Source organism: Roseibium sp. (assembly GCF_048260565.1).
In the GTDB taxonomy this organism is placed as follows: domain Bacteria; phylum Pseudomonadota; class Alphaproteobacteria; order Rhizobiales; family Stappiaceae; genus Roseibium.
In genome coordinates, this window is the sequence record NZ_JBLXGP010000004.1 from 320059 (window position 1) to 345398 (window position 25340).

26 protein-coding genes are annotated in these 25340 nt (G+C 61.0%); 10 read left to right on the forward strand and 16 right to left on the reverse strand.

The genetic code is table 11. The features are described from left to right. Positions 1-31 precede the first annotated feature (31 nt). Positions 32-2263 carry a transglycosylase domain-containing protein gene (locus ACN0SO_RS12435; RefSeq protein ID WP_417678068.1) on the forward strand — a complete coding sequence of 744 codons (2232 nt, stop codon included), beginning with the start codon at positions 32-34 and terminating at the stop codon, positions 2261-2263. A 22-nt stretch (positions 2264-2285) separates the two neighbouring features. After that, positions 2286-2600 (forward strand): divalent-cation tolerance protein CutA, encoded by a 315-nt coding sequence (gene cutA, locus ACN0SO_RS12440; RefSeq protein ID WP_417678070.1) that lies wholly within the window; start codon positions 2286-2288, stop codon positions 2598-2600. A 24-nt stretch (positions 2601-2624) separates the two neighbouring features. Here cutA and ACN0SO_RS12445 read toward each other — a convergent pair whose 3' ends face one another. From ACN0SO_RS12445 to rph, 7 genes are all read right to left on the reverse strand, one after another. Further along, positions 2625-3362, reverse strand: coding sequence for a M48 family metallopeptidase (locus ACN0SO_RS12445; protein ID WP_417678072.1), 738 nt, complete (start codon positions 3360-3362; stop codon positions 2625-2627). A gap of 126 nt (positions 3363-3488) precedes the next feature. Continuing rightward, positions 3489-3905, reverse strand: coding sequence for a DUF2852 domain-containing protein (locus tag ACN0SO_RS12450; RefSeq protein ID WP_417678074.1), 417 nt, complete (start codon positions 3903-3905; stop codon positions 3489-3491). Between the two features lie 188 nt (positions 3906-4093). Continuing rightward, positions 4094-4825 carry a glycosyltransferase gene (locus tag ACN0SO_RS12455; protein WP_417678076.1) on the reverse strand — a complete coding sequence of 244 codons (732 nt, stop codon included), beginning with the start codon at positions 4823-4825 and terminating at the stop codon, positions 4094-4096. A gap of 212 nt (positions 4826-5037) precedes the next feature. After that, a complete protein-coding gene (gene phaZ, locus ACN0SO_RS12460) occupies positions 5038-6639 on the reverse strand; it encodes a polyhydroxyalkanoate depolymerase (protein WP_417678078.1) in 1602 nt (533 codons plus the stop codon). 238 nt (positions 6640-6877) lie between these two features. Beyond that, entirely contained in the window at positions 6878-8071 is a 1194-nt protein-coding gene (hemW, locus tag ACN0SO_RS12465) for a radical SAM family heme chaperone HemW (RefSeq protein WP_417678080.1), read from the reverse strand. Continuing rightward, positions 8071-8709, reverse strand: coding sequence for an RdgB/HAM1 family non-canonical purine NTP pyrophosphatase (gene rdgB, locus ACN0SO_RS12470; protein WP_417678082.1), 639 nt, complete (start codon positions 8707-8709; stop codon positions 8071-8073). The genes hemW and rdgB overlap by 1 nt, the downstream gene beginning before the upstream one ends. Positions 8710-8719: 10 nt before the next feature. Continuing rightward, positions 8720-9433 (reverse strand): ribonuclease PH, encoded by a 714-nt coding sequence (gene rph / locus ACN0SO_RS12475; protein WP_417678084.1) that lies wholly within the window; start codon positions 9431-9433, stop codon positions 8720-8722. Positions 9434-9624: 191 nt separating this feature from the next. On the opposite strand from rph, the gene hrcA reads away from it, so the two are divergent. Both hrcA and ACN0SO_RS12485 read left to right on the forward strand, forming a co-directional pair. Further along, positions 9625-10674 (forward strand): heat-inducible transcriptional repressor HrcA, encoded by a 1050-nt coding sequence (gene hrcA, locus ACN0SO_RS12480; RefSeq protein ID WP_417678086.1) that lies wholly within the window; start codon positions 9625-9627, stop codon positions 10672-10674. Between the two features lie 95 nt (positions 10675-10769). Further along, a complete protein-coding gene (locus ACN0SO_RS12485) occupies positions 10770-11573 on the forward strand; it encodes a HesA/MoeB/ThiF family protein (RefSeq protein ID WP_417678088.1) in 804 nt (267 codons plus the stop codon). A gap of 81 nt (positions 11574-11654) precedes the next feature. Here the strand turns inward: ACN0SO_RS12485 and secB are convergent, their stop codons facing one another. After that, positions 11655-12152 carry a protein-export chaperone SecB gene (gene secB / locus ACN0SO_RS12490; protein ID WP_417678090.1) on the reverse strand — a complete coding sequence of 166 codons (498 nt, stop codon included), beginning with the start codon at positions 12150-12152 and terminating at the stop codon, positions 11655-11657. 177 nt (positions 12153-12329) lie between these two features. On the opposite strand from secB, the gene ACN0SO_RS12495 reads away from it, so the two are divergent. The 5 genes from ACN0SO_RS12495 to ACN0SO_RS12515 all read left to right on the forward strand — a co-directional run bounded on the left by ACN0SO_RS12495 (position 12330) and on the right by ACN0SO_RS12515 (position 18787). Further along, positions 12330-13670 carry an ActS/PrrB/RegB family redox-sensitive histidine kinase gene (locus tag ACN0SO_RS12495; RefSeq protein ID WP_417678092.1) on the forward strand — a complete coding sequence of 447 codons (1341 nt, stop codon included), beginning with the start codon at positions 12330-12332 and terminating at the stop codon, positions 13668-13670. A gap of 85 nt (positions 13671-13755) precedes the next feature. Beyond that, the gene (locus tag ACN0SO_RS12500) at positions 13756-14313 is read left to right on the forward strand and encodes an ActR/PrrA/RegA family redox response regulator transcription factor (protein ID WP_346893075.1); all 558 of its coding nucleotides are present in this window, start codon (positions 13756-13758) and stop codon (positions 14311-14313) included. Between the two features lie 110 nt (positions 14314-14423). Beyond that, on the forward strand, positions 14424-16253 hold the full coding sequence (locus ACN0SO_RS12505; RefSeq protein ID WP_417678095.1) for a hypothetical protein: 1830 nt from the start codon (positions 14424-14426) through the stop codon (positions 16251-16253). A gap of 110 nt (positions 16254-16363) precedes the next feature. After that, entirely contained in the window at positions 16364-16828 is a 465-nt protein-coding gene (locus ACN0SO_RS12510; protein WP_417678097.1) for a DUF2380 domain-containing protein, read from the forward strand. Between the two features lie 270 nt (positions 16829-17098). Continuing rightward, positions 17099-18787 carry a methyl-accepting chemotaxis protein gene (locus ACN0SO_RS12515; protein ID WP_417678099.1) on the forward strand — a complete coding sequence of 563 codons (1689 nt, stop codon included), beginning with the start codon at positions 17099-17101 and terminating at the stop codon, positions 18785-18787. A gap of 67 nt (positions 18788-18854) precedes the next feature. Here the strand turns inward: ACN0SO_RS12515 and coaA are convergent, their stop codons facing one another. The 8 genes from coaA to hisB form a co-directional block, all read right to left on the reverse strand. Then, on the reverse strand, positions 18855-19820 hold the full coding sequence (gene coaA, locus ACN0SO_RS12520) for a type I pantothenate kinase (protein ID WP_417678101.1): 966 nt from the start codon (positions 19818-19820) through the stop codon (positions 18855-18857). A gap of 44 nt (positions 19821-19864) precedes the next feature. Continuing rightward, positions 19865-20188, reverse strand: a complete 324-nt coding sequence (locus tag ACN0SO_RS12525; RefSeq protein ID WP_417678103.1) for a phosphoribosyl-ATP diphosphatase — start codon at positions 20186-20188, stop codon at positions 19865-19867. A 35-nt stretch (positions 20189-20223) separates the two neighbouring features. Beyond that, a complete protein-coding gene (gene hisF, locus ACN0SO_RS12530) occupies positions 20224-21003 on the reverse strand; it encodes an imidazole glycerol phosphate synthase subunit HisF (protein WP_417678105.1) in 780 nt (259 codons plus the stop codon). Positions 21004-21021: 18 nt separating this feature from the next. Continuing rightward, entirely contained in the window at positions 21022-21798 is a 777-nt protein-coding gene (locus ACN0SO_RS12535; RefSeq protein ID WP_417678107.1) for a DUF2711 family protein, read from the reverse strand. After that, a complete protein-coding gene (hisA, locus tag ACN0SO_RS12540; RefSeq protein ID WP_417678109.1) occupies positions 21785-22537 on the reverse strand; it encodes a 1-(5-phosphoribosyl)-5-[(5-phosphoribosylamino)methylideneamino]imidazole-4-carboxamide isomerase in 753 nt (250 codons plus the stop codon). Before hisA ends, ACN0SO_RS12535 begins: the two co-directional genes overlap by 14 nt. Before the next feature lie 85 nt (positions 22538-22622). Beyond that, positions 22623-23276 carry an imidazole glycerol phosphate synthase subunit HisH gene (gene hisH, locus ACN0SO_RS12545; protein ID WP_417678111.1) on the reverse strand — a complete coding sequence of 218 codons (654 nt, stop codon included), beginning with the start codon at positions 23274-23276 and terminating at the stop codon, positions 22623-22625. Then, positions 23273-23773, reverse strand: a complete 501-nt coding sequence (locus ACN0SO_RS12550) for a DUF2628 domain-containing protein (protein WP_417678113.1) — start codon at positions 23771-23773, stop codon at positions 23273-23275. Before ACN0SO_RS12550 ends, hisH begins: the two co-directional genes overlap by 4 nt. A gap of 15 nt (positions 23774-23788) precedes the next feature. Beyond that, positions 23789-24382, reverse strand: coding sequence for an imidazoleglycerol-phosphate dehydratase HisB (hisB, locus tag ACN0SO_RS12555; RefSeq protein ID WP_417678115.1), 594 nt, complete (start codon positions 24380-24382; stop codon positions 23789-23791). Between the two features lie 222 nt (positions 24383-24604). Here hisB and pyrF point away from each other — a divergent pair, with 222 nt between their 5' ends. Continuing rightward, positions 24605-25333: an orotidine-5'-phosphate decarboxylase gene (pyrF, locus tag ACN0SO_RS12560; RefSeq protein WP_417678117.1), complete on the forward strand. Its 729-nt coding sequence runs from the start codon at positions 24605-24607 to the stop codon at positions 25331-25333. Positions 25334-25340: the final 7 nt, after the last annotated feature.

The window sequence follows — 25340 nt, forward strand, 5'->3', positions numbered from 1 at the left end:
GCCGGTGGTCAGTACGGGATGTTCGTGTGCCATGACACGCAAGGCGAAAAGCGCAAAGCGGATCGAGCCGATCTTCGGCGACGATCGCGGCGGCATGCTCAACCTGCGCCCTTCGGCGCGGGATCGTGCAGCGGCGCCTGCGGCCAAGAAATCCGCGCCGAAGCCGAAAAAGGCGCCGGCGAAATCCCGTCAGAAAGCTGCCAGCCAGAAGTCGGCGAACCAGAAGCCCGCCCGCCGGACCGGCGCCAAGACGCGCAAGGGTGGTGGCGGAGGCAGAAGGTCGTCCTCGCGGAAAAGGAATTTCAGGTCCCGGATGGGGGCCGGTGCTGCCCGGTTCATGAAACGTGCCTTCTACTGGGGCTGCGTTCTCGGCATCTGGGCCGGCATATTCGCGGTTGGCTTTATCGGCTACTACGCCGCCTATCTGCCGCCGACCTCCGAATGGAAGGTTCCTGCGCGTCCGCCCAATGTGAAGATCGTCTCTGCCAGCGGCGCGCTGATCGCCAACAGGGGCGACACCGGCGGCGAGGCGGTCCGGCTCGAGCAGTTGCCGCCTTACGTGCCGAACGCGGTCATTGCCATTGAGGACCGCCGGTTCCGCTCCCATTTCGGCCTCGATCCGGTCGGGCTTGTCCGGGCGGTCTACGTGAATCTGACGTCCGGCAATCTGGTCCAGGGGGGCTCCACGCTGACCCAGCAGCTTGCCAAGAACCTGTTTCTGGAGCCGGACCGGACCCTGAAGCGCAAGGTGCAGGAGCTGGTGCTCTCTATCTGGCTGGAGGCGAAATTCTCCAAGGACGAGATCATGGAGATGTACCTGAACCGGGTCTACTACGGGTCCGGTGCCTATGGCATCGATGCGGCCGCCCGGCGTTATTTCGGCAAGTCCGCACGGCTTCTGACCGTCGCCGAAGCCGCGACGCTGGCCGGCGTCCTGAAAGCGCCATCGCGCTATTCTCCGACCCGCAACCCGGATCTGGCCGAAGCCCGTGCCCAGCTTGTACTGACGGCCATGAGCCAGGAAGGCTTTATCACCGACAAGGAAGCGGCGAGCGCTCTGGCTTCACCGGCAACGGCCGTCCGCCGCCACGTGACGGCCAGCGAAAACTTCGCCGCCGACTACGTCATGGACATGCTGCCCCATTACGTCGGCTCCTTCGACGGCGACATCATTGTCGACACCACCATCGACCTGAACATGCAGCACGCGGCCGAGGATGCCCTGCGCAAGGCCATTTCGGAAAACCGGACGAAGTACGGCGTCTCTCAGGGAGCCGTCGTCACGCTCGACACCGCAGGCGCGATCCGCGCCATGGTCGGTGGCGCCGACTATGCCAAGAGCCAGTACAATCGCGCCGTCTATGCCAGGCGGCAGCCCGGCTCTGCGTTCAAGCCCTTCGTCTATCTGGCCGCCCTGGAATCCGGCATGACCCCGGAAACCGTCCGTCAGGATCAGCCGATCCGCTTCAAGGACTGGACGCCGCAGAACTACACCAAGAAATACTATGGCCCGGTGACCCTGACCCAGGCGCTCGCCATGTCGCTCAACACGGTGGCGGCCCGCCTGGCCTATGAAGTCGGACCCAAGACTGTCGCCAACACCGCCAAAAGGCTTGGCATCGCCTCCGACCTGAAGCCCAACCTGTCGATTGCGCTCGGGACCTCCGAAGTCACGCCATTGGAAATCGCCGGCGCCTATGTGCCCTTCTCCAATGGCGGCTATGGCGTTCTCCCCCACATCATCCGCCGGATCAAGACGGTGGACGGCAAACAGCTCTATTCGCGCAAGGGCGACGGACCCGGCCGGGTCATCGACCGACAATACGTCCGCCAGATGAATGCGATGATGTCGGAAACGCTTTTGACCGGAACCGGCAAGAAGGCTCAGCTCGGTGATCATCGTCCCGCCGGCGGCAAGACCGGCACGAGCCAGGACTTCCGCGACGGATGGTTCATTGGTTACACCGGCAATCTCACCACGGCGGTCTGGCTCGGCAACGACGACAACTCGCCGACCAAAAAGGCCACGGGCGGATCTTTGCCGGCGTTGATCTGGAAAAACACCATGGAAAAGGAGCATGAAGGCCTGCCGGTCGCAAGCCTTTCGGGCGTTCCCGATCCGGCCCTCAGCGTCGCAACTCCGGTGGCCAAGGCAGGAGCGCCCGTTCCGCCCGGCAACGTGGGCGAAAACGGCGGATCCGCCGAAGACGACAGGCGCCCGCGCGGACCGCTCAATTTGCTCAAGTCGCTGTTCGGCGGCTAACCTGATCGAACCGAGGTCCCGCATGCGTGTATTGGAAATCTGGATCAACTGCCCGGACGATGAAACCGCCGACAGCATTGCCGAATCCCTGATCGACTTGCGGCTGGCGGCCTGCGCCAACAAGCATCAGCCGGTCGAAAGCAGCTATCGCTGGAAGGGCAATGTGGAATTCGAGCCCGAAATTCCGCTGGTCGTGAAGACGCGGGAAGATCTGTTCGACAAGATTGTCGAAGCCGTGCGCTCCATCCACCCCTATGAGACCCCGAGCATCCTGGGCGTTCCGGTGGAATTCGTGAATCCGGATTACCGGGACTGGGTTATGGCCGAGACGGCCTGAGAGGCGTCTGTCTTGCGGAATATTCTATCCGTATCCGTGCAGCCTCTGGCCGTTTTCCTTCAGCCAGGCGCGGGCCTGTCGGGTATGCGGGGCGAGTTCCTCGCAAATCCGCCAGAAGCGCGCAGAATGGTTCATTTCCCGCAGGTGCGCCACTTCATGGGCGGCGACATAGTCCAGGATCTCCGGCGGCGCCAGAATGAGCCGCCAGGAAAAGGACAGACTGCCATTCGACGCACAGGACCCCCAGCGGCTTTTCGTGTCCCGGATGGAGATCGCCTTCACCGGCCTGCCGATTTTCGCCGCATGCAGGGTGACCGCGGTGCTCAGGTCCGCCTTCGCCTGGCCTTTCAGCCATGTGATCAGCTTGCGCGGCATGTGCTCCTCGGCGCCAGGTACCAGGAGTTCCGGGTGGTCATCGCCATTCCGGACCGGCTCGACCAGTCCACGCAGCTTTCCGGTCGGGACGATGCGGTGATCCTGTCCGCGCAAGGGAATGATGTTTCCAGGCAACAGCGGCACATGGTCCGGCCGGGCCTCCATCCGCTCCAGCAGCCAGCCGATATGCTGGCGGGCAAATCGTTCGGCCCTCTGAAGATCGCCGCCGCGCGGCACGGTCAGCACCGGACCGGAATAATCGGACGGCAAGCGCAACAGATAACGTCTGGCGCGCGGGTCCGCCCTCAGCCGGATGCGCAGCGGCATGCCGTTCGCCTGAAGCTCGATATGGTCCGGCAGGGATTTCTTGCGCACGCGCAGAAGCATTTGGGTCCGGGCTTTAACTACGTGGGACGAATCGAATGATCACGGAAGATTAAACTGCCTTCCAAACGGACGAAAGCGGCGCTTTGGGGCGCCGCTCTCGGTCGGTGTCGGGAAGGGTCAGGCCCTTCAGGCCGGGTCGGCGCCCGGGGTCCGTCCGCGGTTCGCCATGAACCGGTCGAACTCTTCCTGGTCGCGGGCACGGCGCAACTCGCGGAGAAAATCGTCGAATTCCGCACGCATCGTGTCGAGCTTCGCGCGTTCTTCTTCCAGCCGCTTCAGTTCACGTTCGCGGTAATCGTCGAACGCCACGTTGCCGGTCCGGCCATAGGCCGTTCCCTGTGCCATGTTATCCATTGCTCCCTTGAAGGGGCTTGCTCGCCACTGGTCACGCGCATCGCGCGCCATTCCGTGGAAGCGATCGCCCCACAGGATATAGGCCAGCATGGCAAGGCCAAGCGGCCAGAAGACCACGAAACCCAGCACCATCAATCCGATGGTCACCGGAGTCCAGGCAGGTTTGATCGAACAGCTTGCAGTCGTCATTGTCCTATCCATGGTTGACATCCACTTGGTACAGGTGGGGGGCGATCGCCATGCATTCAAGGAAACGTGCGGAAATGTGATCGGGGCCGGATGCCGGATTGGCCCGGAAAATGATGTCGACAAACACAGGCCGTTCCTGCGGGAGGTCCGGCAGGAACGGCGTATTCGGTTCGGCCGTCAGTCGCCGGTTATTCCGCTGCCACGCTTGTCGCAGGGGTGGCGATCTCGTCCTCGAAAGGACCGTCGATGACGCGTTGCAGGCTGAAATCGCTCAGGAATTTTTCCCGGTGCCATTCGCTCGCCATGGGCGCTGTCGCATATTCGTGGAAGCACGGCGTGCCCAGGGTCCAGTGCAGCAGCTTGGCGTCCGGGTTGGGGCCGAACTCATCGGGCAGCCAGTTCCAGACTTTTGGAATTTCGCCGACGAGATCGTCTTCCAGCCAGGTAAACCGGTGTAGCTGTGCGCCGGTCGAGTTCATGACGAACTCGGGGGTGACGACCCTGTTGGCCGGATGGCCGCAATTCCACAGAACCACGCTCGACCAGTTCTTGCGCGGGTAGTTGGCATTCGTCGAACCGAGATATTTGGTCGTCGCCTTGGTCTTGTAGTCGTGATGGACGCACATCACGGCTTTTGACTCATCCCTGAGCGCCCAAAGCTTGGCGATGTCGTCGCGCAGCAGCATGTCGCCGTCCATGAAAAGCGCCCATCCGGAATAATTCATGAGATGAGGCAGCAGGAACCGGCTGTAGATGAACTGGTTGGACCCGTCACTGTGGGTCTCCTGATAGCTCTCGAGATTCTTCAGCGCCAATGGCGTGATGGCAAGGACTTCGCTTGAGTGCCGCACGAGGCTGTTTGAACAGACATGGTAGGCAATAGCTTCGCGGGGATCGTAACCGATGAAAATGTTGATCATAACGTCACCTCCGCACCCTCCTTGTGGTTTGAAGGCTTCGGCGGCCTTGATCTGGATCAAACGGGCTACGAAGTTGCCCGGATCAGGTCGAAACGCCACAGGGAAAATGAGACGCTACGTTAATCGGGAAAATAAAAAGCCCGATCCAGGCGAAACGGTTTCGTCCGGAATCGGGCTCAATCGATCGGAAATGCTGAACAGTCCAGGAAGCGTCAGCTGACGGCTTCAGACAGTTTCCTGGCCTGGTCGATCCAGTTGTCGCGCGCAATGCGCCCCCGGAAATCGAGCTTGGCGTCGAGGGCTTCGATCTGCTTCTCGGTCAGGCTGGCGATCTGCCAGTAATGGAAGATCCCGGCCTCGTTGAGAGCGGACTCCAGCTTCGGGCCGACACCGGTGATCGCCTTCAGGTCGTCGGCGACACCGTCCGGCTTGCTCAGCAGGATCGCCTTGAGGTCGTCGCACTTGGCTGACGGTTTCTTTGCGGGTTTTTTCGCCGGGCTCGGTGCGGCAGCGGCTTTCGCCGGAGCGGTCTTTGCCGGAGCGGTCTTTGCCTGAACCGGCTTGCTTGTTGCCTGCTTCATTTCCCCACCCCGGTTGGAGCGGATGAAATCCAGAACCCGCGGCGCGATTTCGGCCCGCCAGCGCGAGCCGTTGAAGACGCCGTAGTGGCCGACGCGCGGCTGTTCGTAATGGGCTTTCATGTCGTCCGGCAGGTTGGTGCAGAGCGCATGTGCAGCCTTTGTCTGGCCGCGGCCGGTGATGTCGTCCTTCTCGCCTTCCACGGTGAGCAGCGCCGTGCGGCGGATTTTCGAGCAATCGACCGAGGTCGAGCCATGCATCATCGTGCCCATGGGCAGGGCGTGTTCGATGAAGACGGTTTCCACCGTCTGGAGATAGAATTCCGCCGTCAGGTCCATGACCGCCAGGTATTCGTCATAGAAATCGCGGTGTTTTTCGGCACTGTCGCCGTCGCCGTCCACCAGGTGCTGGAAGAAGTCGCGGTGCGCCGTCATATGGCGGTCCAGGTTCATGCTCATGAAACCGGTAAGCTGCAAAAAGCCTGGATAGACCCTGCGCATGAAGCCCGGGTGCGGGAACGGTACCGTCATGATGACATTGTTCCGAAACCAGTCGATCCCCTTGGACATGGCCAGATCGTTCACCGCCGTCGGCGCGACGCGGGTGTCGATCGGCCCGCCCATCAGGGTCATGGTCGACGGCACATAAGGGTCATCGCGGCCTTCCATCACGGCAACGGCCGCCAGCACGGGTACCGACGGCTGGCAGACGCCGATCACATGGGTGTCGGGACCGAGGAAGTGCAGCATGGAAATGATGTAGTCGATGTAGTCGTCCAGGTCGAAGTCGCCCTCCTGGATGGGAACCATGCGGGCATCGATCCAGTCGGTGATGAACACTTCCGCACTCGGCAGCAGCGTTTCCACCGTTCCCCGCAGCAGCGTCGCGTAGTGGCCGGACATGGGCGCGACGATCAGGATCTTCGGATCCTTGGGACGGGCGGAGGTTGCGCGTTCGAAGTGGATCAGGTCGCAAAAGGGCCGTTTCCAGACGACGTTTTCATGGACCGGGACCTTGACGCCGCCGACAGTGGTTTCGTTCAGGCCGAATTCCGGCTTGCCGTAGCGCCGGGTCATGCGTTCCAGGACCTCGCACCCGGCGGCGACCGACTTGCCGATTTGCGTATGGGTGAGCGGATTAAGCGGGTTCTGGAAATAGAGCCGTGTCATATCAGCGGCCGCGCGCACGGGCCCCATCACTGCATGGTTCATTTCATAGAGCTGATAATAAGACACTTGCGTCTCCTTGCTTGCCCGTCCCGTCCATTGGACGCCGACGCCGCTTTTGCATCGCAACAGAATAGGACGAAGCAGTGGGACCTATCAATACCGTTAAGTTCTACGACTTTTGGCGCATAAACAAGGCTTTAGCTGCAGTGAAGAGAAAGGAGGCATGCTGCATTGCAGTGCAGAACGGAAATTTGTCATGATAAACAGCCTGCTATCAGATACATCCGAACCGGATAACAAGCCATTAAGCGGCGAGATCGGCGACCACAGCATCGAGGACAAAAAACCCCTCGCGTGTGGCGCGCACGCGGTTATCCCCCAGGCGTTCCACCATTCCGTGTTCCAGAAGGTCGGAAAGCCGCTTCGGGTCGACGGAGCGGTGGGCAAGGGCCTCATAACGGGCCAGATCCACCCCTTCCACAAGCCGCAGTCCCATCAGCAGGTATTCGTCGCCCAGCTCTTCCTCGCTCAGCCCGGTGTTTTCGACCATCCCGTGGCCTCTGGTCTCCACGTTTTCCAGCCAGGTTTCGGGATAGCGCTCGGTGGCCGTGGCGCGTTTCGTGGCTCCGACGGAAATCCGGCCATGGGCGCCGGGTCCGACGCCCACATAGTCGCCATAGCGCCAGTAAACGAGGTTGTGCCGGCATTCGGCGCCCGGTTTCGCATGGTTGGAGACCTCGTAGGCGGGAAGCCCGTTGGCCTCGGTGACATGCTGGGTCAGGGCGTAGAATTCCGCACCCAGATCCGCATCCGGAACTTTCAGCTTGCCGGCCTTATAAAGCGCAAAGAAGGGCGTGCCTTCCTCAATGGTCAGCTGGTAAAGCGACAGGTGGTCGGCGGCAAGCGCAATCGCCTGTTCCAGCTCCTGCCGCCAGCCGTCCACGGTCTGGTCCGGGCGGGCATAAATCAGGTCGAACGACAGGCGCGGAAAGGTCGAGCGGGCCGTGTCGATCGCCTTGAGGGCGGTTTTGGCATCGTGCAGGCGGCCCAGAAGTTTCAGGTCGCGGTCATGCAGGGACTGGACGCCGAGCGACATGCGGTTGACCCCGGCGCTCCGGTATCCCCTGAAGCGATCCGCTTCCACGCTCGACGGATTGGCTTCCATGGAGATCTCGGCATTGGCGTCCATGGACCAATGACCGGCGATGCTGTCGAGAATCCGTCCGACGGTGGAAGGTTCCATAAGGGAAGGCGTGCCGCCGCCGAAAAAGATGGACTCCACCGTCCTCCCGCCGGTCCTCTCTGCGAAATAGGCAAGCTCCCGCTCGAAGGCCCTGACGAAGCGGTCCTGGTCGATCGCATGATGGCGGACGTGGGAGTTAAAGTCGCAATAGGGGCACTTGGCCGCGCAAAACGGCCAGTGGACATAGATCCCGAACCCGCCATCGGGCGCTTTGGTTGGTCCTTTAGCCTGGGGGCTATTCGACGGTTGCGGCATCAAGTCTCCAGGCAGGCTTTGGAGAACAGCTGGAACGCACGGGCCCGGTGGGAGAGGGCCCGGGTTTCCCGCGACCAGCCGTGCTTTTCTTCCGAGGTCATTTCCCCGAATGTCCGCTCATGACCGTCCGGCTGAAAGATCGGATCGTAACCGAACCCCTTCTCGCCGCGCGGCGGCCAGACGATCTGGCCTTCCACTTCGCCGCGGAAAAACTCCCGGTGACCGTCCGGCCAGGCAAGGCACAGGACGGCAACGAAGGAGCCACGGCGCTTGTCCGGCGTGGTCGCGCCTTTCTGCTGAAGCAGTTCCTCCACATTGCGCATGGCCATGGTGAAGTCCTTGTCCGGGCCTGCCCAGCGTGCGGAATAAATCCCCGGATCGCCGCCAAGGGCCTCGGCGCAAAAGCCGCTGTCATCTGCAAGCGACGGCAGTCCGGAGGCGGTGGCAGCGGCAACCGCCTTCAGTTCCGCGTTGGCCTCGAAGGTCAGCCCGGTTTCTTCCGGTTCCGGCAGATCGAGATCTCCGGCGGAGACCACGTCGAAGCCGTAAGGGGCCAGAAGCTCGTTGATCTCGCGGATCTTGCCCTTGTTGTGGCTGGCGACAACCAGCCTGCCGGGCTCGAGTTTGCGGTGAGACATGAAGCGGTCCTTAGAGGATTGCCATTTTCTGCAGGTCGATCAGGCGGTTGACGCCCTTCTTGGCAAGTCCCAGAAGTTGGCCGAACTCCTCTTCGGAGAAGGGAGCGCCTTCCGCGGTGCCCTGGATCTCGACGATGCCGCCCGATCCGGTCATGACGAAATTGGCATCGGTTTCCGCCGTGCTGTCTTCCGCGTAGTCGAGATCGAGAACCGGCGCGCCTTCGTAGATGCCGCAGGAAATGGCAGCGATGTGATCCTTCAGGACATCTTTCTTCACCATGTCGCGGGCCTTCATCCATTCGATGCAGTCGCGCAGTGCGACCCAGGCGCCGGTGATCCCGGCCGTCCGGGTGCCGCCGTCCGCCTGGATGACGTCGCAGTCGACGGTGATCTGGCATTCGCCGAGCGCTTCCAGATCGACGACGGCGCGCAGCGAGCGGCCGATCAGGCGCTGGATCTCCTGGGTGCGTCCCGATTGCTTGCCGGCACTTGCCTCGCGGCGCATGCGGTCGCCGGTAGCGCGCGGCAGCATGCCGTATTCGGCCGTCACCCAGCCGCGCTGCTGGCCGCGCAGCCACGGCGGCACGCGCTCTTCCAGGCTGGCGGTGCATAGCACATGGGTATCGCCGAACTTCACCAGGCAGGAACCTTCGGCATGTTTGGAAACGCCGCGTTCGAGCGTGATGGCTCGCAGCTCATCGGCAGCACGTTTGGACGGACGCATCAAGGACCTCTCGTCATTTGCAGGTTTCGAAGCGGAACGCCCCGTTCTCTTGCGCGCCTTGTAGACCCTCAAGCCAAGACAGGTAAAGTCCTGCTTGTGCAACGGACCCATTTTGCGCCTATATCTTTATGAGGAACGTCGCCCGGACCGGTCAAACGGGTCCGGCAGGTGCAATAACGGAGAGAACGGCCTTGAGCCTGAGCGATCTTGACAAAAGGTCCCGCGAAATCTTCCGGTCGATCGTGGAGACCTATCTTCAGACCGGAGAGCCGGTCGGCTCGCGCAATGTGTCGCGCAGTCTGTCCATGTCCCTGTCGCCTGCTTCGGTCCGAAACGTCATGGCCGACCTGGAGCATATGGGCCTTCTGCATGCGCCACACACCAGTGCAGGACGGCTGCCGACCGAAATCGGCCTTCGCTTCTTTATCGACGCGCTTCTGGAAGTGGGAGACCTGAGCCAGGAGGAACGCCAGCGGATCGACGTGCAGGTCAGGGCGACACAGAATTACAATACCACCGAACAGGTGCTGACCGAGGCGAGCCAGATGCTGTCGGGCCTGTCCTGCGGTGCGGGCGTGGTCCTGACCCACAAGACCGACATGCGCATGAAGCATATCGAGTTCGTCCGGATCGAGCCGCTCAAGGCCCTGGCCGTTCTTGTCGGTGAGGACGGGTCGGTTGAAAACCGGATCATCGATTTGCCCGAGGGCCTTCCGGCCTCCGCTCTGGTGGAGGCGACAAACTATCTGAACGCCCATCTCCACGGTCGCACACTGAGCGAAGTGCGCAAGGAACTGGAAAAGGTCCGGGAAGCCGATCAGGCCGAACTCGACGTCCTGAGCCGTAAGGTGGTGGACGCGGGCCTCGCCTTGTGGAGCGGCGCCGGTGTGGACGACCCGGGCACCCTGATCGTCCGCGGCCGGTCCAATCTGCTCACCGATCTGGAGGCCGCCGAGGATCTGGAGCGGATCCGGCTTCTGTTCGACGATCTGGAAAACAAGCGCGATCTGATCCAGCTTCTGGGCTTGGCGGAAAAAGGCGACGGGGTGCGGATTTTCATCGGCTCGGAAAACAACCTCTTTTCCCTGTCCGGTTCCTCGCTGGTGGTCTCCCCCTACCGTGACCGGGACCAGCGCATCGTCGGTGTCCTGGGAGTGATCGGTCCGACGCGCCTCAATTATGCCCGGGTGATCCCGATGGTGGATTACACGGCCAAGCTGGTCAGCCGGATCCTGGGGTAGCCGAATCCGGGGTGGAATGGCCTGTTTGCACAAGGCGGCCGGCGATCCGATATGATAGGGATCCGCCGCTGAATTGATTGATCGGGAAAGAACCCATGCTGACACCTGCCGAACTGGAGCGCTATGCCCGCCACATCGTGATGCGGGAGATCGGCGGCCCGGGCCAGCAGAAGCTGAAGAACGCCCGCGTGCTGGTGATCGGCGCCGGCGGCCTCGGCGCGCCGCTGTTGCAGTATCTGGCGGCCGCGGGCGTCGGAACCCTCGGCATTGTCGACGACGACACGGTTTCACTGTCCAATCTGCAGCGGCAGGTGATCCATGACACCGATCAGCTAGGCGAACCGAAAGTGGCAAGCGCCGCTGAAGCCATCGCAAGGCTCAATCCGAACGTGAAGGTCGAGCCCTATCCGACGCGGATCGCGGGCCACAATGCGATGGCGCTTGTTTCCGACTACGACATCGTCGCCGACGGGTCGGACAATTTCACCACCCGCTATCTGGTGTCGGACGCCTGCTATTTTGCCGAAAAGCCGCTGGTCACGGCCGCTGTCGGCCAGTTCGATGGCTCGATCACGACCTTGAGGCCGTTCGAGACCGATGCGGAGGGCAATCCGAACCCCTCCTACCGGTGCCTGTTTCCGGAAAAGCCGCGCGACGGATTGTTGCCGACCTGCGCCGAGGCCGGCGTGCTCGGTGCCCTGACCGGCATCATCGGCACCATGCAGGCGATGGAGGTGATCAAGGAGATCACCGGCGTCGGCGAAAGCCTCGTCGGGCGGCTGATGATGTTCGATGCCCGCTCGTTCCGGATGGAAACCGTCCGCTACAGGCGCTCGCCGAAGAACCCGCTCCATGGCGACCATCCGAAGACCTGGGCGGATTTGCTGGAAGACGCCTGAACAAAAAACCGCGACGCCTTCCGGCACCGCGGTTTCTGAAAGTCTGGCAGTTTGAACGGCCTGTTGAACCGACTTGTCGGCTCAGTTCGGCTTTTCCTGCTGGGTGGCCGCCTGCTGGGCCATGTTCTGCCGGTAAAGCTGCGCGAAATCGATCGGGTCGAGCAGCAGCGGCGGGAAACCGCCATTGCGGGTGGCGTCGGCCAGGATGCTGCGCGCGAACGGGAACAGCATGCGCGGGCACTCGATCATCACAAACGGATGCATGTGCTCCTGCGGCACGCCGGTAATGCGGAAAACGCCTGCATAGACGAGTTCGACGGCGAACATCACCATGTCGGGGCGCTCGGCCTTGGTGCTCAACGTCAGGATCACCTCGAACTGGTCTTCGCCAAGCGGGGCGGCGTTGACATTCACGTTGATGTCGAGCTTCGGCTGTTCGCCCTGTTGCAGCGACATGGGTGCATTCGGGTTTTCGAACGAGAGATCCTTGATGTACTGGCCAAGGATATTCATGCCCGGGGCAGCGGCTTGTGCGTTTTCCGGCTGCGGCTGTGCACCCGCATCATTCGTATCGGTCATCGTGTCTCATTCCGTTTCGCGGAGCTGGTCGGACTGACAGGTGCCAAACATCGGAACACCCGGCTGGCGGCCCGCGGCGCCGCGCAGCTTCTTTTTCCGGGTGGCTACCACTTAGGGCCGCAACAGACAAGGGCAACGATCTTGCCAGATGCGGGAAAGCGCTTCAAAAGGGAAGCCATGCCTGAATTGTTCGACACCGCCACGCCCCTGCCGCACCGCAGATTGAAGCTCGATACTCTGGTCCGCCTGCGCTGGCTCGCCGTTGCCGGACAGACGGCCGCGCTGCTGGTGGTCAATATCGGCCTCGGCTATCCGCTACCGATCGGAATCGCCTTTTTTCTGGTGGCGTTGTCGGCTTGGCTGAATGTCTTTTTGAAGATCTACTACCCCTCGCCATTGCGGATATCGGAAGGAACGGCCGCGTTTCAGCTCGCTTATGACGTCCTGCAGATGAGCGGCCTTTTGTTCCTGACCGGCGGGCTCGGCAATCCGTTTGCGTTCCTTTTGCTTGCGCCGGTCATGGTGTCGGCGACGGGGCTTTCTGCGTTCAACACGATCAAGCTCGGGGTGCTGGCAACCCTGTGCGCCAGCCTTCTTGCCGTCTTTCACCTTCCCCTGCCCTGGCCTGGGCCCGAGGAATTCACACTGCCCCTGGTCTATTCCATCGGCGTCTGGATCGCCCTGGTCTCCTCGCTGGGGTTCATGGCGACCTATGCCTTCCGTGTGGCCGAGGAGGCCCGCCAGCTTGCCGACGCCCTCACGGCGACGGAGCTGGTCATGGCGCGCGAACAGCACCTGAGCGCACTGGACGGACTTGCGACGGCCGCTGCCCACGAACTCGGAACGCCGTTGGCGACCATTTATCTGGTCGCCAAGGAACTCACCGACGAACTTCCGGCCGATGGTGAGTATGCGGAGGACATCGCCCTTATCCGGTCCCAATCCGAGCGCTGCCGGGAAATTCTGCAGAAGCTCAAATCGCTTTCCAGCGACCAGGACAGGACCTTCCAGCGCATGCCGGTGTCGCAACTGATGGAGGAGGTTGCCGAACCTCTGCGCGGCTTTGGCGCCGAGATCTCGGTGAAATCGGCAGGCGACGGGCCCGAGCCGATCGGGTCGCGCAATTCGGCCATTCGCTACGGACTGGGCAATATCGTGGAGAACGCCATCGATTTTGCCGAAAGAAGCGTGGAACTCTCTGCCACCTGGGATGCACGCGCGGTCAGCGTTTCGATCCGGGACGATGGACCGGGTTTCGCGCCGGAAGTCCTGACAAAGATCGGCGACCCATATGTTTCGGTCCGCAGCATGATCCCCGGCCGCCGGTCGACCGGCGGTGGGCTCGGGCTTGGATTTTTTATCGCAAAGACTCTGCTTGAACGCACGGGCGCCAAGCTGTTCGTGGAGAACCGGGCACCGCCCGAACATGGCGCCCATATCCGTGTGACATGGCCGCGCAGTGCGATAGAATCTCTTGACAATATGGACGCACCTGATTTTTCCCGGCATAAAGTTTGATACATAGAGGTTTCGCATTAAATGGAGTCCGGGAAGACATCGTAGTCCCAACTCAGATGCGAACAACAAAAACGGGATCGTTACAATGTCCGACCCAGCACTCGGGATGGAAAATGTCGAGGACAAAAGTCTTCTGATTGTCGATGACGACAAGGCATTCCAGCAGCGCCTTGCGCGTGCAATGGAAAAACGCGGTTTCACGACGGAAACGGCAGATGGCGTACGCGAAGCGGTCGCCAAGGTCGGCGCCCATGCGCCCGCATTTGCAATCGTCGACATGCGCCTTGAAGACGGAAACGGACTGGATGTGATCGAAGCCATTCGCCAGCGACGGCCGGACTCCCGGGCGATCATCCTGACCGGGTACGGCAACATTGCAACGGCGGTGACTGCGGTGAAGCTTGGAGCGGTCGACTATCTCGCCAAGCCGGCCGATCCGGACGATATTGCCGCCGCCCTCGGGCGCAAGCCGGAGGAGAAAGCGCCGCCGCCTGAAAATCCCATGTCCGCGGATCGTGTCCGTTGGGAGCATATCCAGCGTGTCTACGAGTTGTGCGACCGAAACGTTTCGGAAACGGCGCGCCGGCTGAACATGCATCGCCGGACGTTGCAGCGCATTCTGGCCAAACGCGCACCGCGTTGAATTTGCAAATCCCGAAAGAACCCCGAAAGATTCTTGCCCTTCCCTTGCCATTTTGACTAAGTACCCGGCAAATTGACGGTCCTGAATCTGGCGATCCACGGAGACTGCCCATGCGGCTGCAGGCTGCCGGCCCCTTGTACCAGACGGTTTCGAAACTGACTTCGGCGTTGGCGGTGGGTGCTTTTGTATGCGCAACCCTGGCCACGACGCAGCTTCATGCCCAATCCCCGTCGGAAACTATGCGGATCAACGTGGTTCCGCCGAAACCCTCCATCCGTTCGATCACCCTCGGCAAGCGGTATAAGCCGATCATCAACCGGGACGATGAAGGCGTCATCGTGGATACGCTCGGCAGTGCGGATACACCGCCGCCATGCGAGACCGATCTTGAGGTAACGCTGGAAAACAGCCGTGTTCTTCACCGGAAGGTCAACATCTGTTCGGGCAATACTCTGACGGTGGATGTCGCATCGGATGGAAAACCCGGCAGTGCCCGCGTGATCGAGGGAACGGCAGGCCAGGTCTATGCGCCGAAACAGTCCGACGAAACGGTAACGCCTGCCTACAACACCGATACGGCAACGCCGTCCGGCACCGGCGACGATACCGCATCCGGCCGCAAGACCGATTCCTTCGAGCCGCTGACGCCCGACGAGACAGCGGAACCGGCGTCCGACGATGTCTTTTCCAAGGACGGTGTGGTCGGCCAGGATCTTCCGGTGCTCGGGTCGGAAACACAGCCGGGCCAGGGCCCGGATATTGCGGACACGCCTTCCGATGTTCCCGGCATTGTCTCGTCACAGCAGGATTTCGTCGTAACGCCTTCCGAAGACCGGGTCTGGGACGCGGTGCCCGGAAACCTTCCCGGCGCAAGGACGACCCTGACCCATGGCGTGCCTCAAACCGACGACAACGACTTCTTCGCGGTCTGTCAGACGCAATCCGGTAATGCGACTATCGTTTTCAGCCAGACGTCCGCGAATACCCGCGAGGGGGCCTATCAGATGGTTCGGGTGAGTGCAGGCGGCTTCGACCAGACCTATGAGGCTGTCGGGTCCTCGACCAGCAACCAGTATGGCCAGTCGTTCCCGCAGGCCGTCGTACCGATGACGGACCCGCTCTGGGAGACGCTGATCCGGGAAGCGGAAATCCGCATCGAGATTGAAGGCGTGCCGCCCTATTCGGTGTCGCTCAAGGGTAGCGCCAATCCTGTGAAGCTGTTCGTGGCCACCTGCGGTACGCCGCAACAGATCGTCTCGGACAATGGAATCCCGATCAACTCCGTCGAGGAAGCAGGTGCGGACGTGCCTTGCAGCGAACTCGGCCGGATCCGGTCCGTCGAAGGGGTCAGGCCAGGACAGATCGTATTCCGCAACCTGAGCCGCGAGCCGGTCGAAGTCCACTGGATCGATTATTCGGGCGGGGAGCGGCCTTACGCCCGTCTGGAACCCGGCCAGATTCTGGAACAGCAGACCTATGTCACCCACGCTTGGATGGTCCGTGCCGCATCGGGTGAATGCAGGGGCATTTTCGTCACACGAACACCCTATCGGGAGGTGGTGATCAAAGGCGTTCAGCAACCTCTGGCGCCGAACCCCAATCTGGGGTTTCCGGGCGAAACGCCGCCTGCCGGTCCAATTCCGCCCGGTGATGTCGGCGGAGGCTTCGAGCCTTCGGACGGCAATTACTCCATTGGTCCGCAAACCGGGACGGGAAATGAGGCCGACTATCTCTGCACGGCGGGCGTGGACCTTCATGTGACTTTCTCGCCCGACGGGCGCACCGCGACCGTCGCCGAGATGGGATATGGCGTTGCCACCCTGACCCGGCAGGGTAACGGTTTTTACTATGCGGGCCAGGGACAGATCCTGAAGGGTGATCCGCAAAATGCGACCTGGTCCCGTCCCGGATTGGCGGATGTCTTCTGCGCAAAGCGATAAGGTAACCTCAGAACCCGGGGTCTTTCGGGAATAAACTTGAGGTTGAGGCGGCTGATTGTACAGTCACGCGCAATTCGCTAAAGTGCACCGATGGACGGGAGGATCTGTCGTTGCGCTGTATTTTTCTGACATTGGCGGCTCTTGTTTTTGCTGTCCCTGCATTTGCGACGACCCTCGGCGTCATGCCTGTCAAGATGCTCGACACATCCGGGGAGGTTACGGACCAGAGCATCGCGCATGGCAAAAGAATAGATGCGGTCAAAAAGGCCCTGGAACGCGACCTTGCAGATCGCTACAGCAAGATCGTGATGATCCCGGCGCAGGACGTGGCAGCTGCCTGCCCGGTGGAAGAGCCGCAATGTCTGCTCGATATTGCGGCGGCAACCGGCGCCGACAAGGCGCTTTTCGTTTCGATCGTGAAGACCTCGACACTCATCATGCGGATGTATGTTCAGGTCGTCGACGTGCCGCAAAGGGCTGTCGCGCAGAAGCGGGAACTCAATTTCCGCGGAGATACCGACGAGAGCTGGCGCCGCGCCGAACGATTTTTGGTGCGAAATCTCGAGGCGCCTTGAGATATTCCTGCGGCGATATCGGAAAACCTATGCTTCGTTGCGCGCCGATTCAAATCGCTGAATTCCGTTGGAAAAGACCTGGGTAGGAGTTCTCTTCTATGGTGTAACGACAGCAAAAAATTATCAGAGGTGGCGTGTTTAATAGGTATAAATAACAAATCATCAGCGTTACTTTATAAGTAAAGACGCTACGACACGCTATTTTTAATGCCTTTTTAAAGCATTCGGGACTTTCTTGTTTTCGAAACCCGGAAACAAGGTGTTCGAATCATGTCCTTTGCACGTTGGCCCTTCGCGTGGAAAATTGCGCTTCCGGCAGTGACGGTATTTGTTTTTACAATCGTCATTGTGGGTATCAGCCTTTCATCGCTTTATTCGACAATGCTGGATGAGCGACTGGCGAAGGTTTCTCAGATAACGGAAACGGCGGTCTCGATCGCGGCGGCGTATCACGAGAAGGAAGTCAGCGGAGAACTCTCGCGGAAAGATGCCCAGGAAGCCGCCAAGGCGGCTATCGGGGCCATGCGGTTCGAGGGCGACAACTATGTCTTCGTCTTCGACTATGATTCAGTTACCCTGGTTCATGTAAAGGCCGATCTGATCGGCAAGGACCTTAGCGATCTGGTCGATGCCAATGGCGTTCGCATTATCGACGGTCTTGTCGCCGCGGCGAAAGCCGGTGGCGGCTACCTGCTTTATCAGTGGCCTCGCGCGGGTGGCACCGAACCGGTGGACAAATACGGCTGGGGTACGTCCTTCGAGCCGTGGGGCTGGATGCTTGGTTCCGGCGTTTATATCGATGATCTGAACACCGCCTATTGGCAGCATGCCGGGCTCGTGGTCCTGATCATTCTCGTAGGCGCGGCCTTTTCGGCCATTGTGGCAATTTTTGCGGTACGCAACACTGTCCGGCCGCTCTCGGCTTTGACGCGCAACATGAACAGCCTTGCCGAGGGTGACAGCGATATCGAGATCTCCGGCGCCGACCGCGGTGACGAGATCGGCCAGATGGCCGCTGCCATGGAAGTCTTCGTCCGCAATGAAAATGCCCGGAAACGCCTGGAAGAGGAACAGCTTGCCGTTCAGAAGGATGCCGCGCGCCGCGGCCAGGAAATCCAGGATCTGAGCGGGGAATTCGACCGCCAGATCATGGAAATGATGAGTATCATTGAAACCTCGGTTGAAAGCCTGCAGGACGCGTCCGCGGACATGACCAGGGGCGCGGCGCATACGAACGAGCAAAGCGGTCTTGTTTCCAACGCATCGTCCCAGGCCGCCCACAATGTCGAGACCGTTGCAGCTGCTGCAGAGGAACTGTCGGCTTCGGTCAATGAAATCAGCCGCCAGGTGCACGCTTCCAGCGACATCGCGGCGAAAGCCGCATCCGAAGCGGGTTCGACGAATGAGCGGATGAACGGCCTGTCGGAGGCCGCGGGCAGGATCGGCGAGGTGGTCACGCTCATTCAGGCGATTGCCGAGCAGACCAACCTTCTCGCCCTCAATGCAACCATCGAAGCCGCCCGGGCGGGCGAAGCCGGCAAGGGCTTTGCGGTGGTCGCCGCCGAGGTCAAGGAACTCGCGACCCAGACGTCCAAGGCGACCGAGGAGATTTCCAGTCAGATTTCGGCAATTCAGGGCGAAACCCAGACGGCGGCAACCGCCATCTCCTCCGTGACCGAAATCATCAATCAGATGAACGAGATCGCCCATTCGATCTCCGCGGCCGTCGAGGAGCAGGGAGCTGCGACCCAGGAGATCGCGGTCAATGCGACCGAAGCGTCCCGCAGCACCGTGGCGGTCACCACCAGCATCGAAAGCGTCGCAGAGGCTGCGGAAAATACCCGCAATACCGCAGAAACGGTGGATGAAGCTGCAAAACAACTGCACAGAAACGCGGATTCCCTGAAGACGCAGGTCGCAACCTTCCTCGAAGAAGTCAGGAAGCGGTCCGCCGCCTGATCTCACGGTTCGAAAAAGCGAAAGCCCCGCCCGTCCCGGCGGGGCTTTTTTCGTTTGACCGGTTAAATCAGATCTTGCGCAGGGCGACCTTTGCGATCCGATGGCTGGCATCCTTGGTCAGGATCAGGTCGGCGCGCGGGCGCGTCGGCAGGATGTTTTCGCGCAGGTTTTCCAGATTGATGTCGTTCCAGATCTGGTGGGCCGTCTGCAGCGCCTCCTCGTCGGAGATCCGCGAATACTTATGGAAATAGGAGCTGGGATCGCGGAAGGCGGTTTCTCTCAGCCGCATGAAGCGCTCTACGTACCAGCTCACCAGAAGCTCTTCGTCCGCGTCGATATAGACGGAAAAATCGAAGAAATCGGACACGAACGGAACCGCGCGTCCATCCTTGGGCAACTCGCGGGTCTGCAGCACGTTCAGGCCCTCGACGATCAGGATGTCCGGAGTGTCGACCGTGACCGTGTGTCCCGGCATGACGTCATAGTAGAAGTGGGAATAGACCGGTGCCCGGACGTGGCGCTTGCCGGCCTTGATGTCGGACAGGAATTTTAAAAGCCGCGGCCGGTCGAAGCTCTCCGGAAAGCCCTTCTTGTGCATGATGCCTTCGGCTTCCAGCACCGCGTTCGGATAGAGAAACCCGTCCGTGGTGATCAGGTCGACCTTCGGGCTCGCCGGCCAGCGGCCGAGAAGCGCGCGCAACACGCGTGACGTGGTTGATTTTCCGACAGAAACCGACCCGGCGACGCCGATGATGAACGGCGTCTTGTGGTCCCACAGCCCCAAGAAGTTCTGGGTCGCCTGGTGCAGGCTGACGGTGGCTTCGGCGTAATAGGCCAAGAGGCGCGATAGCGGCAGATAGATCTTCTCCACCTGCTCGATGGACATGGGATCGTTGAGGCCCTGAAGTTCCGCCACTTCGGACGCCGTCAGCGTCATGGGCGTGTCGGCGCGCAGGCGTGCCCATTCCTTCTCGGTAAAAACCCGATAGGGAGACAGGTCCATGTCTCCGTTCGCAGCTACTTTCTGATCCATGTGCAGTTGCAGTCCGTGCTGCCCGAGATCCGTCGGCCCCACAATCAGTCTTGAGGCCTGGACGCCTTTTCTTCGAGACCGGTTTGTCCGGTCCGGCTTGCCAGTTCCGCCATCACGTCTTCAAGGGGCACATCGGCCACCTTGAGGACGACCAGCAGGTGATAGAGGACGTCCGCGGCTTCCCCCGTCAATTCATCCTTGTCGTTCCGAACGGCGGCAATCGCCGCTTCGACAGCTTCTTCCCCGAGTTTCTGGGCGCATTTGGCCACGCCCTTGCCGACAAGCTTGCGCGTATAGGACTTTTCATCGTCGCTGTTCGCACGTGCAGCAATAATTGCGTCGAGATCGGCCAGAGTGAAATTCGTCATTCGTCTAGTCTTTTCCGAATCTGAAAGCGGACCGGTCACGCATCGAGGCGCATGGGGATACCGGCGTCATTCATATACGCCTTTGTTTCATGAATTGTGTATTCCCCAAAATGGAAGATAGAGGCGGCCAGAACGGCGGTGGCATGTCCGTCCCGAATGCCTTCCACCATGTGATCGAGAGTGCCGACGCCGCCCGACGCGATCACCGGCACCGGCACCGCATCGGCGATTGCCCGGGTCAGGGCGATATTATACCCCGATTTGGTGCCGTCCCGGTCCATGGAGGTGACCAGCAGCTCGCCGGCGCCCAGCTTGACCACCTTCCGGGCGAATTCGATGGCGTCGATGCCGGTCGGCGTCCGCCCGCCATGGGTGAAGATCTCGAATTTCTCCGGCTCGCCTTCCGCGTTCACCTGTTTGGCGTCGATGGAGACGACGATGCACTGGGAGCCGAATTTTTCCGCCGCCTCGCGCACGAAATCCGGGTTCTTCACCGCCGCGGTGTTGATCGACACCTTGTCGGCACCGGCAATCAACAGCTTGCGGATGTCTTCCACCGTGCGCACGCCGCCGCCGACGGTCACCGGCATGAAGCAGGCCTCCGCCGTGCGCCGCACCACATCATAGATCGTGTCCCGGCCCTCGTGGCTGGCGGTGATGTCGAGGAAGCAGAGTTCGTCGGCGCCGGCCGCATCATAGGCCTTGGCCGCCTCCACCGGATCGCCGGCATCGATCAGGTCGACAAAGTTGACGCCCTTGACGACACGGCCGTCCTTGACGTCGAGACAGGGAATTACGCGGGCTTTGAGGGTCATGTTCAAATCCGGCCTGGTTTAATGCGGAGGCGCGATGTACTTGCGCTCACCCATCTGATTTTCGACATCGAAGTACCAATCGCAAACGGTCAATTCGTTACAGAAAAAACCTTCGAAGATTGAACTCCGGCGAATTGCATCGGCCAGCTTGTTAGGGCCGTGAATGACAGCATGAAAGTCGCCGAAATAGGTGGTGATCGCAAAATCGACGTTACTGTTGGAACAGTACTGTGTACGCGGCAATTGCACAAAGTCAGGCGCCTCTGCCAGCGCATACTTTTGATTTTTTAGATCTTCATCCCCCCAAGCTATGTCAAACTGAATTATGTGATCGAAGCCAGCATCCTTAAGAAGCTGATAAATGTATCTTAATTCATAAGACTCTAAGATATTGTCGTGGATCTCTTCAAGATTATGTATTTCCTGGAAATCGATAATCTTTTTTGCCAAGTCCGGCCTACGATACTCTTCCGTCAAATGACCCCATGTGGAGCTTTCGGCAATTTCGACTTCGCCTATATTCTTCAGTTCCATCTGTTTGGCGACGTAATCCCACGACCAGATCTCGCCTTCGTCCAGGAGAAGACGCTCCAATTCTTGATACGGACGGCCATCTGACCGGCGGAGCTGAACATTAACCCAGGGCTGGAAGTCCGTGACCCGGGCAGACGAAATCCGTTGGAACGGTTTGAACCAGACAAATGCAAAGTCGAAATTGGCGCCGAACCCAGAGAGATAGGGATCGCCGGTCGAAGAAAGCCCAATTACATCTTTGTAGAAGTCAGAAAGCCGCATTTGCCCCCCGTGCAGCACGGATCAGGTCCATCGCCTCTTTCGGATCGAGACGCCCGTCATAGAGCGCCCGGCCGGAAATGGCGCCTTCCAGAATGGCGCAGTCGGGTTGAAGCAGCCGTTTGACGTCTTCGATCGAGGCCAGGCCGCCCGACGCGATCACCGGGATGGAGACCGCATGGGCGAGTTCCAGGGTCGAGGGGATGTTCAGGCCCTTGAGCACGCCGTCCCGGTCGATATCGGTGTAGATGATGGCCGAGACACCCGCATCCTCGAACCGTTTGGCCAGGTCGACAGCCGTCAGTTCGGAAGTTTCCGCCCAGCCCTCGACGGCCACGTAACCGCCCTTGGCATCGATACCCACGGCAATCTTGCCCGGAAATCTGCGGCAGGCTTCTTTCACCAGATCCGGATCGCGCACGGCAACGGTGCCGAGAATGACCCGGGTGATGCCTTTTGAAAGCCAGGCTTCGATATGGTGGAGCGTCCGGATACCGCCACCGAGCTGAACCGGGTTTGTCGTCGCCTTCAGGATGGCATCGACCGCATCGCCGTTGCGGCTTTCGCCGGCAAAGGCGCCGTTCAGGTCGACCACATGCAGCCACTCAAAGCCCTGGTCCTCGAAGGCCTTGGCCTGGGCGCCGGGATCGTCGTTGAAGACGGTCGCCTGATCCATGTCGCCCAGCTTCAGGCGCACACACTGACCGTCTTTCAGGTCGATGGCTGGGAAAAGAAGTGTCATTCGATCTTGCGTTCCTTCAGTGCCGGTCAGACGGCACCGTTCTCGTTGGTATGTCTCGCCGTCGAGGCGATAAGACATCTCGGCCTCAAGGCGTCCAGTCCAGGAAATTGGCGATCAGCGACAGCCCGAGCCGCTGGCTCTTTTCCGGGTGGAACTGGGTGCCGACCATGTTGTCCTTCGCCACCATCGCCGTGAACGTGCCGCCATAGTCGAACGTGGCCAGGCGGTCCCCCTCGCGGGTGCAGGCGAAGTGATAGGAATGGACGAAGTAGGCGTGCAGCCCGTCCGCGCCGGTCTCGACATCCTTTAAAACCGGATGGCCGCCGGGGCGCAAATCGATCGTGTTCCAGCCCATGTGCGGGATCTTCAAAGACGGGTCGGACGGTGTCATCTCGACCACATCGCCCTCGACCCAGCCGAGCCCGTCTACGGTCTCGAATTCCAGCCCGCGGGCCGCCATCAGCTGCATGCCGACGCAAATCCCCAGAAACGGTTTGCCCTGAACCCGGACGGCCTCTTCCAGCGCGTCGATCATGCCATCGACGGCGGCAAGGCCGCGCTTGCAGTCGGCAAAGGCGCCGACACCCGGCAGGACCACGCGATCCGCCTTAAGGACGTGGTCCGGATCGGCCGTGACCATTACGTCCGGATTGAGGGCATGATCGCGGGCCGCGCGCTCGAATGCCTTGGCCGCGGAACGCAGGTTCCCCGAGCCGTAATCGATAATGGCAATGCTCATCTTCGGGTCTCCTGGCCGAGTGTCAGGCCGACGACATGTTCGGTTCCGATCCGGGGAATGATCGGTGTTGCGGTCGGATGCGGCGGGGCCGGCATTTTCGGAGGTTCCGTCGTGCCGTGGTCCAGTCCGCGGAAGAACCGCAGTTCGGCCTCTTCGACATCGCTGCCGCAGGCAACGGCGATCATGCGCCAGCCCTTGCGCTCAAGTGTCCAGCGTCGCAACCCGTTGGCCTCGAAGGCGAACAGCAGCGAGATCGCGATGGTGGCGACCGCGGGTGCCGCATCCCCGATCATCGATGCCGACAGTTCCAGGGCAGTTGCGACGACCAGATAGCCAAGCAGAACCAGCCACATCCTGTGCCACAGCAGGTAGATCACGGAAAAGCCGAAGGCGAACCAGGAAAACCGGTCGGCAATGAAAACGAGCCGATCCGCCGCTTCCGGGCTGGCCGCGGGATCTTTCACATCCGGCGGCGCCATCACCATGTAAGTGCTCATCAGCCGGTCCGTCCGTTAGCCGCCAAGCTGGCCCTTGGTGGTCGGCACCCGGTCGGCCTGGCGCGGATCGATCTCCACGGCCTTGCGCAGGGTGCGGGCGACCGCCTTGAAGCAGGTCTCGGCGATGTGGTGGCAGTTGGCGCCGTAAAGATTGGCGATATGCAGCGTGATCCCGGCGTTCATGGCGAAGGCGCGGAAAAACTCCTCGAAAAGCTCCGTGTCGAAATCGCCGACCTTGTCCCGGTCGAAGGTCACGTCCCAGACCAGGAACGGCCGCCCTGAAACGTCGAGCGCGCAGCGCGTCAGCGCCTCGTCCATGGCAAGGTGCGTGTCCGCGTAACGGGTAATGCCGGCCATGTCGCCGAGCGCCTGAGAAATCGCCTGACCGAGCGCGATGCCGGTGTCCTCCACCGTGTGGTGGAAGTCGATGTGGGTGTCGCCCTCGGCGCGGACGGTGATGTCGATCAGCGAATGGCGCGCAAGCTGCTCCAGCATATGGTCGAAGAATCCGACGCCGGTCGCCACGTCATAGGCGCCCGTGCCATCGAGATTGAGTTCGACGGAAATGCGGGTTTCCTTGGTGTTGCGCGAGATTTTCGCTGTGCGCATCTGCTTCCCCTTAATGCGTACCGGTCATCGTTCCGGCAGACCGGCGCCGTTTTAGCAGGCCGACCGGCCCAAGGAAACACTTATCCGGATTAGACTCCGAGCTGGCCGGATCGCGGTAAATATGTGCGGGTCTGCTCACGCGTTCCGACTGGTCCATTCGCGGCCGTGGTGCTAAGCACTGCGTGCCGCCGTCCGCATTGCCATCGATTCGAGGATCCGCCCATGACCGTGAGCCCTTTCAAGCCTGCAACCGCCCGTGAACGCCTGATGCTGCCGCTGGATGTGCCGACGGTGGACGAGGCCAGGGTTCTGGTCGAAAAGACGGCCGGCGCGGTCGGCATCTACAAGATCGGTATGGAGCTTCAGTTCGCCGGCGGCCTGGAGCTGGCGCGGCAACTGGCGTCGGAAGGCCACAAGATCTTCCTCGACGTGAAACTGCACGATATCGACAACACCATCTTCAGTGCGGTCCGGAACGTCGCGAAAATGGGCATGCGCTTCATGACGCTGCATGCCTATCCGAAGACCATGCGCGCGGCGGTCAAGGCAATCCGGGAAGACGGCGTGACGGATCTCTGCCTGCTCGGCGTGACGGTGCTCACCTCCATGGACGACGATGACCTGCATGAGGCCGGGTACCGGGGCCGGGTGGCGGAACTGGTGGCTCGCCGTGCCGCCGATGCGCGGGCCGCCGGCATGGGCGGCATCGTCTGTTCGCCACAGGAAGCGGCCGCCATGCGGCCCGTTCTGGGCGACGAACTGGTCATGGTGACCCCGGGTGTCCGACCGGCGGGCAGTGCGGCGGGCGACCAGAAGCGGATCATGACGCCCGGCGATGCCATCCGTGCGGGCAGCGACTATCTCGTCGTCGGCCGCCCGATCTCCAAGGCGGACGATCCCCGGGCCGCGGCGGAAGCGGTCGTCGCGGAGATCGAGGAAGCCCTGGTTTAGGGTCCGT

Excerpts from the sequence above, each read along its gene's own strand:
- rdgB (WP_417678082.1), bottom strand. The coding sequence starts at position 8,709 with ATGTCTCACCGCAAACTCGAGCCCGGCAGGCTGGTTGTCGCCAGCCAC.
- ACN0SO_RS12495 (WP_417678092.1), top strand. The coding sequence starts at position 12,330 with ATGCCTGAATTGTTCGACACCGCCACGCCCCTGCCGCACCGCAGATTG.
- pyrF (WP_417678117.1), top strand. The coding sequence starts at position 24,605 with ATGACCGTGAGCCCTTTCAAGCCTGCAACCGCCCGTGAACGCCTGATG.
- ACN0SO_RS12515 (WP_417678099.1), top strand. The coding sequence starts at position 17,099 with ATGTCCTTTGCACGTTGGCCCTTCGCGTGGAAAATTGCGCTTCCGGCA.
- ACN0SO_RS12485 (WP_417678088.1), top strand. The coding sequence starts at position 10,770 with ATGCTGACACCTGCCGAACTGGAGCGCTATGCCCGCCACATCGTGATG.
- ACN0SO_RS12535 (WP_417678107.1), bottom strand. The coding sequence starts at position 21,798 with ATGCGGCTTTCTGACTTCTACAAAGATGTAATTGGGCTTTCTTCGACC.
- ACN0SO_RS12505 (WP_417678095.1), top strand. The coding sequence starts at position 14,424 with ATGCGGCTGCAGGCTGCCGGCCCCTTGTACCAGACGGTTTCGAAACTG.
- ACN0SO_RS12455 (WP_417678076.1), bottom strand. The coding sequence starts at position 4,825 with ATGATCAACATTTTCATCGGTTACGATCCCCGCGAAGCTATTGCCTAC.
- ACN0SO_RS12500 (WP_346893075.1), top strand. The coding sequence starts at position 13,756 with ATGTCCGACCCAGCACTCGGGATGGAAAATGTCGAGGACAAAAGTCTT.
- ACN0SO_RS12435 (WP_417678068.1), top strand. The coding sequence starts at position 32 with ATGACACGCAAGGCGAAAAGCGCAAAGCGGATCGAGCCGATCTTCGGC.
- hisA (WP_417678109.1), bottom strand. The coding sequence starts at position 22,537 with ATGACACTTCTTTTCCCAGCCATCGACCTGAAAGACGGTCAGTGTGTG.
- hemW (WP_417678080.1), bottom strand. The coding sequence starts at position 8,071 with ATGCCGCAACCGTCGAATAGCCCCCAGGCTAAAGGACCAACCAAAGCG.
- ACN0SO_RS12445 (WP_417678072.1), bottom strand. The coding sequence starts at position 3,362 with ATGCTTCTGCGCGTGCGCAAGAAATCCCTGCCGGACCATATCGAGCTT.
- cutA (WP_417678070.1), top strand. The coding sequence starts at position 2,286 with ATGCGTGTATTGGAAATCTGGATCAACTGCCCGGACGATGAAACCGCC.
- hisB (WP_417678115.1), bottom strand. The coding sequence starts at position 24,382 with ATGCGCACAGCGAAAATCTCGCGCAACACCAAGGAAACCCGCATTTCC.
- ACN0SO_RS12525 (WP_417678103.1), bottom strand. The coding sequence starts at position 20,188 with ATGACGAATTTCACTCTGGCCGATCTCGACGCAATTATTGCTGCACGT.
- rph (WP_417678084.1), bottom strand. The coding sequence starts at position 9,433 with ATGCGTCCGTCCAAACGTGCTGCCGATGAGCTGCGAGCCATCACGCTC.
- coaA (WP_417678101.1), bottom strand. The coding sequence starts at position 19,820 with ATGGATCAGAAAGTAGCTGCGAACGGAGACATGGACCTGTCTCCCTAT.
- secB (WP_417678090.1), bottom strand. The coding sequence starts at position 12,152 with ATGACCGATACGAATGATGCGGGTGCACAGCCGCAGCCGGAAAACGCA.
- ACN0SO_RS12550 (WP_417678113.1), bottom strand. The coding sequence starts at position 23,773 with ATGAGCACTTACATGGTGATGGCGCCGCCGGATGTGAAAGATCCCGCG.
- ACN0SO_RS12450 (WP_417678074.1), bottom strand. The coding sequence starts at position 3,905 with ATGACGACTGCAAGCTGTTCGATCAAACCTGCCTGGACTCCGGTGACC.
- hisF (WP_417678105.1), bottom strand. The coding sequence starts at position 21,003 with ATGACCCTCAAAGCCCGCGTAATTCCCTGTCTCGACGTCAAGGACGGC.
- hisH (WP_417678111.1), bottom strand. The coding sequence starts at position 23,276 with ATGAGCATTGCCATTATCGATTACGGCTCGGGGAACCTGCGTTCCGCG.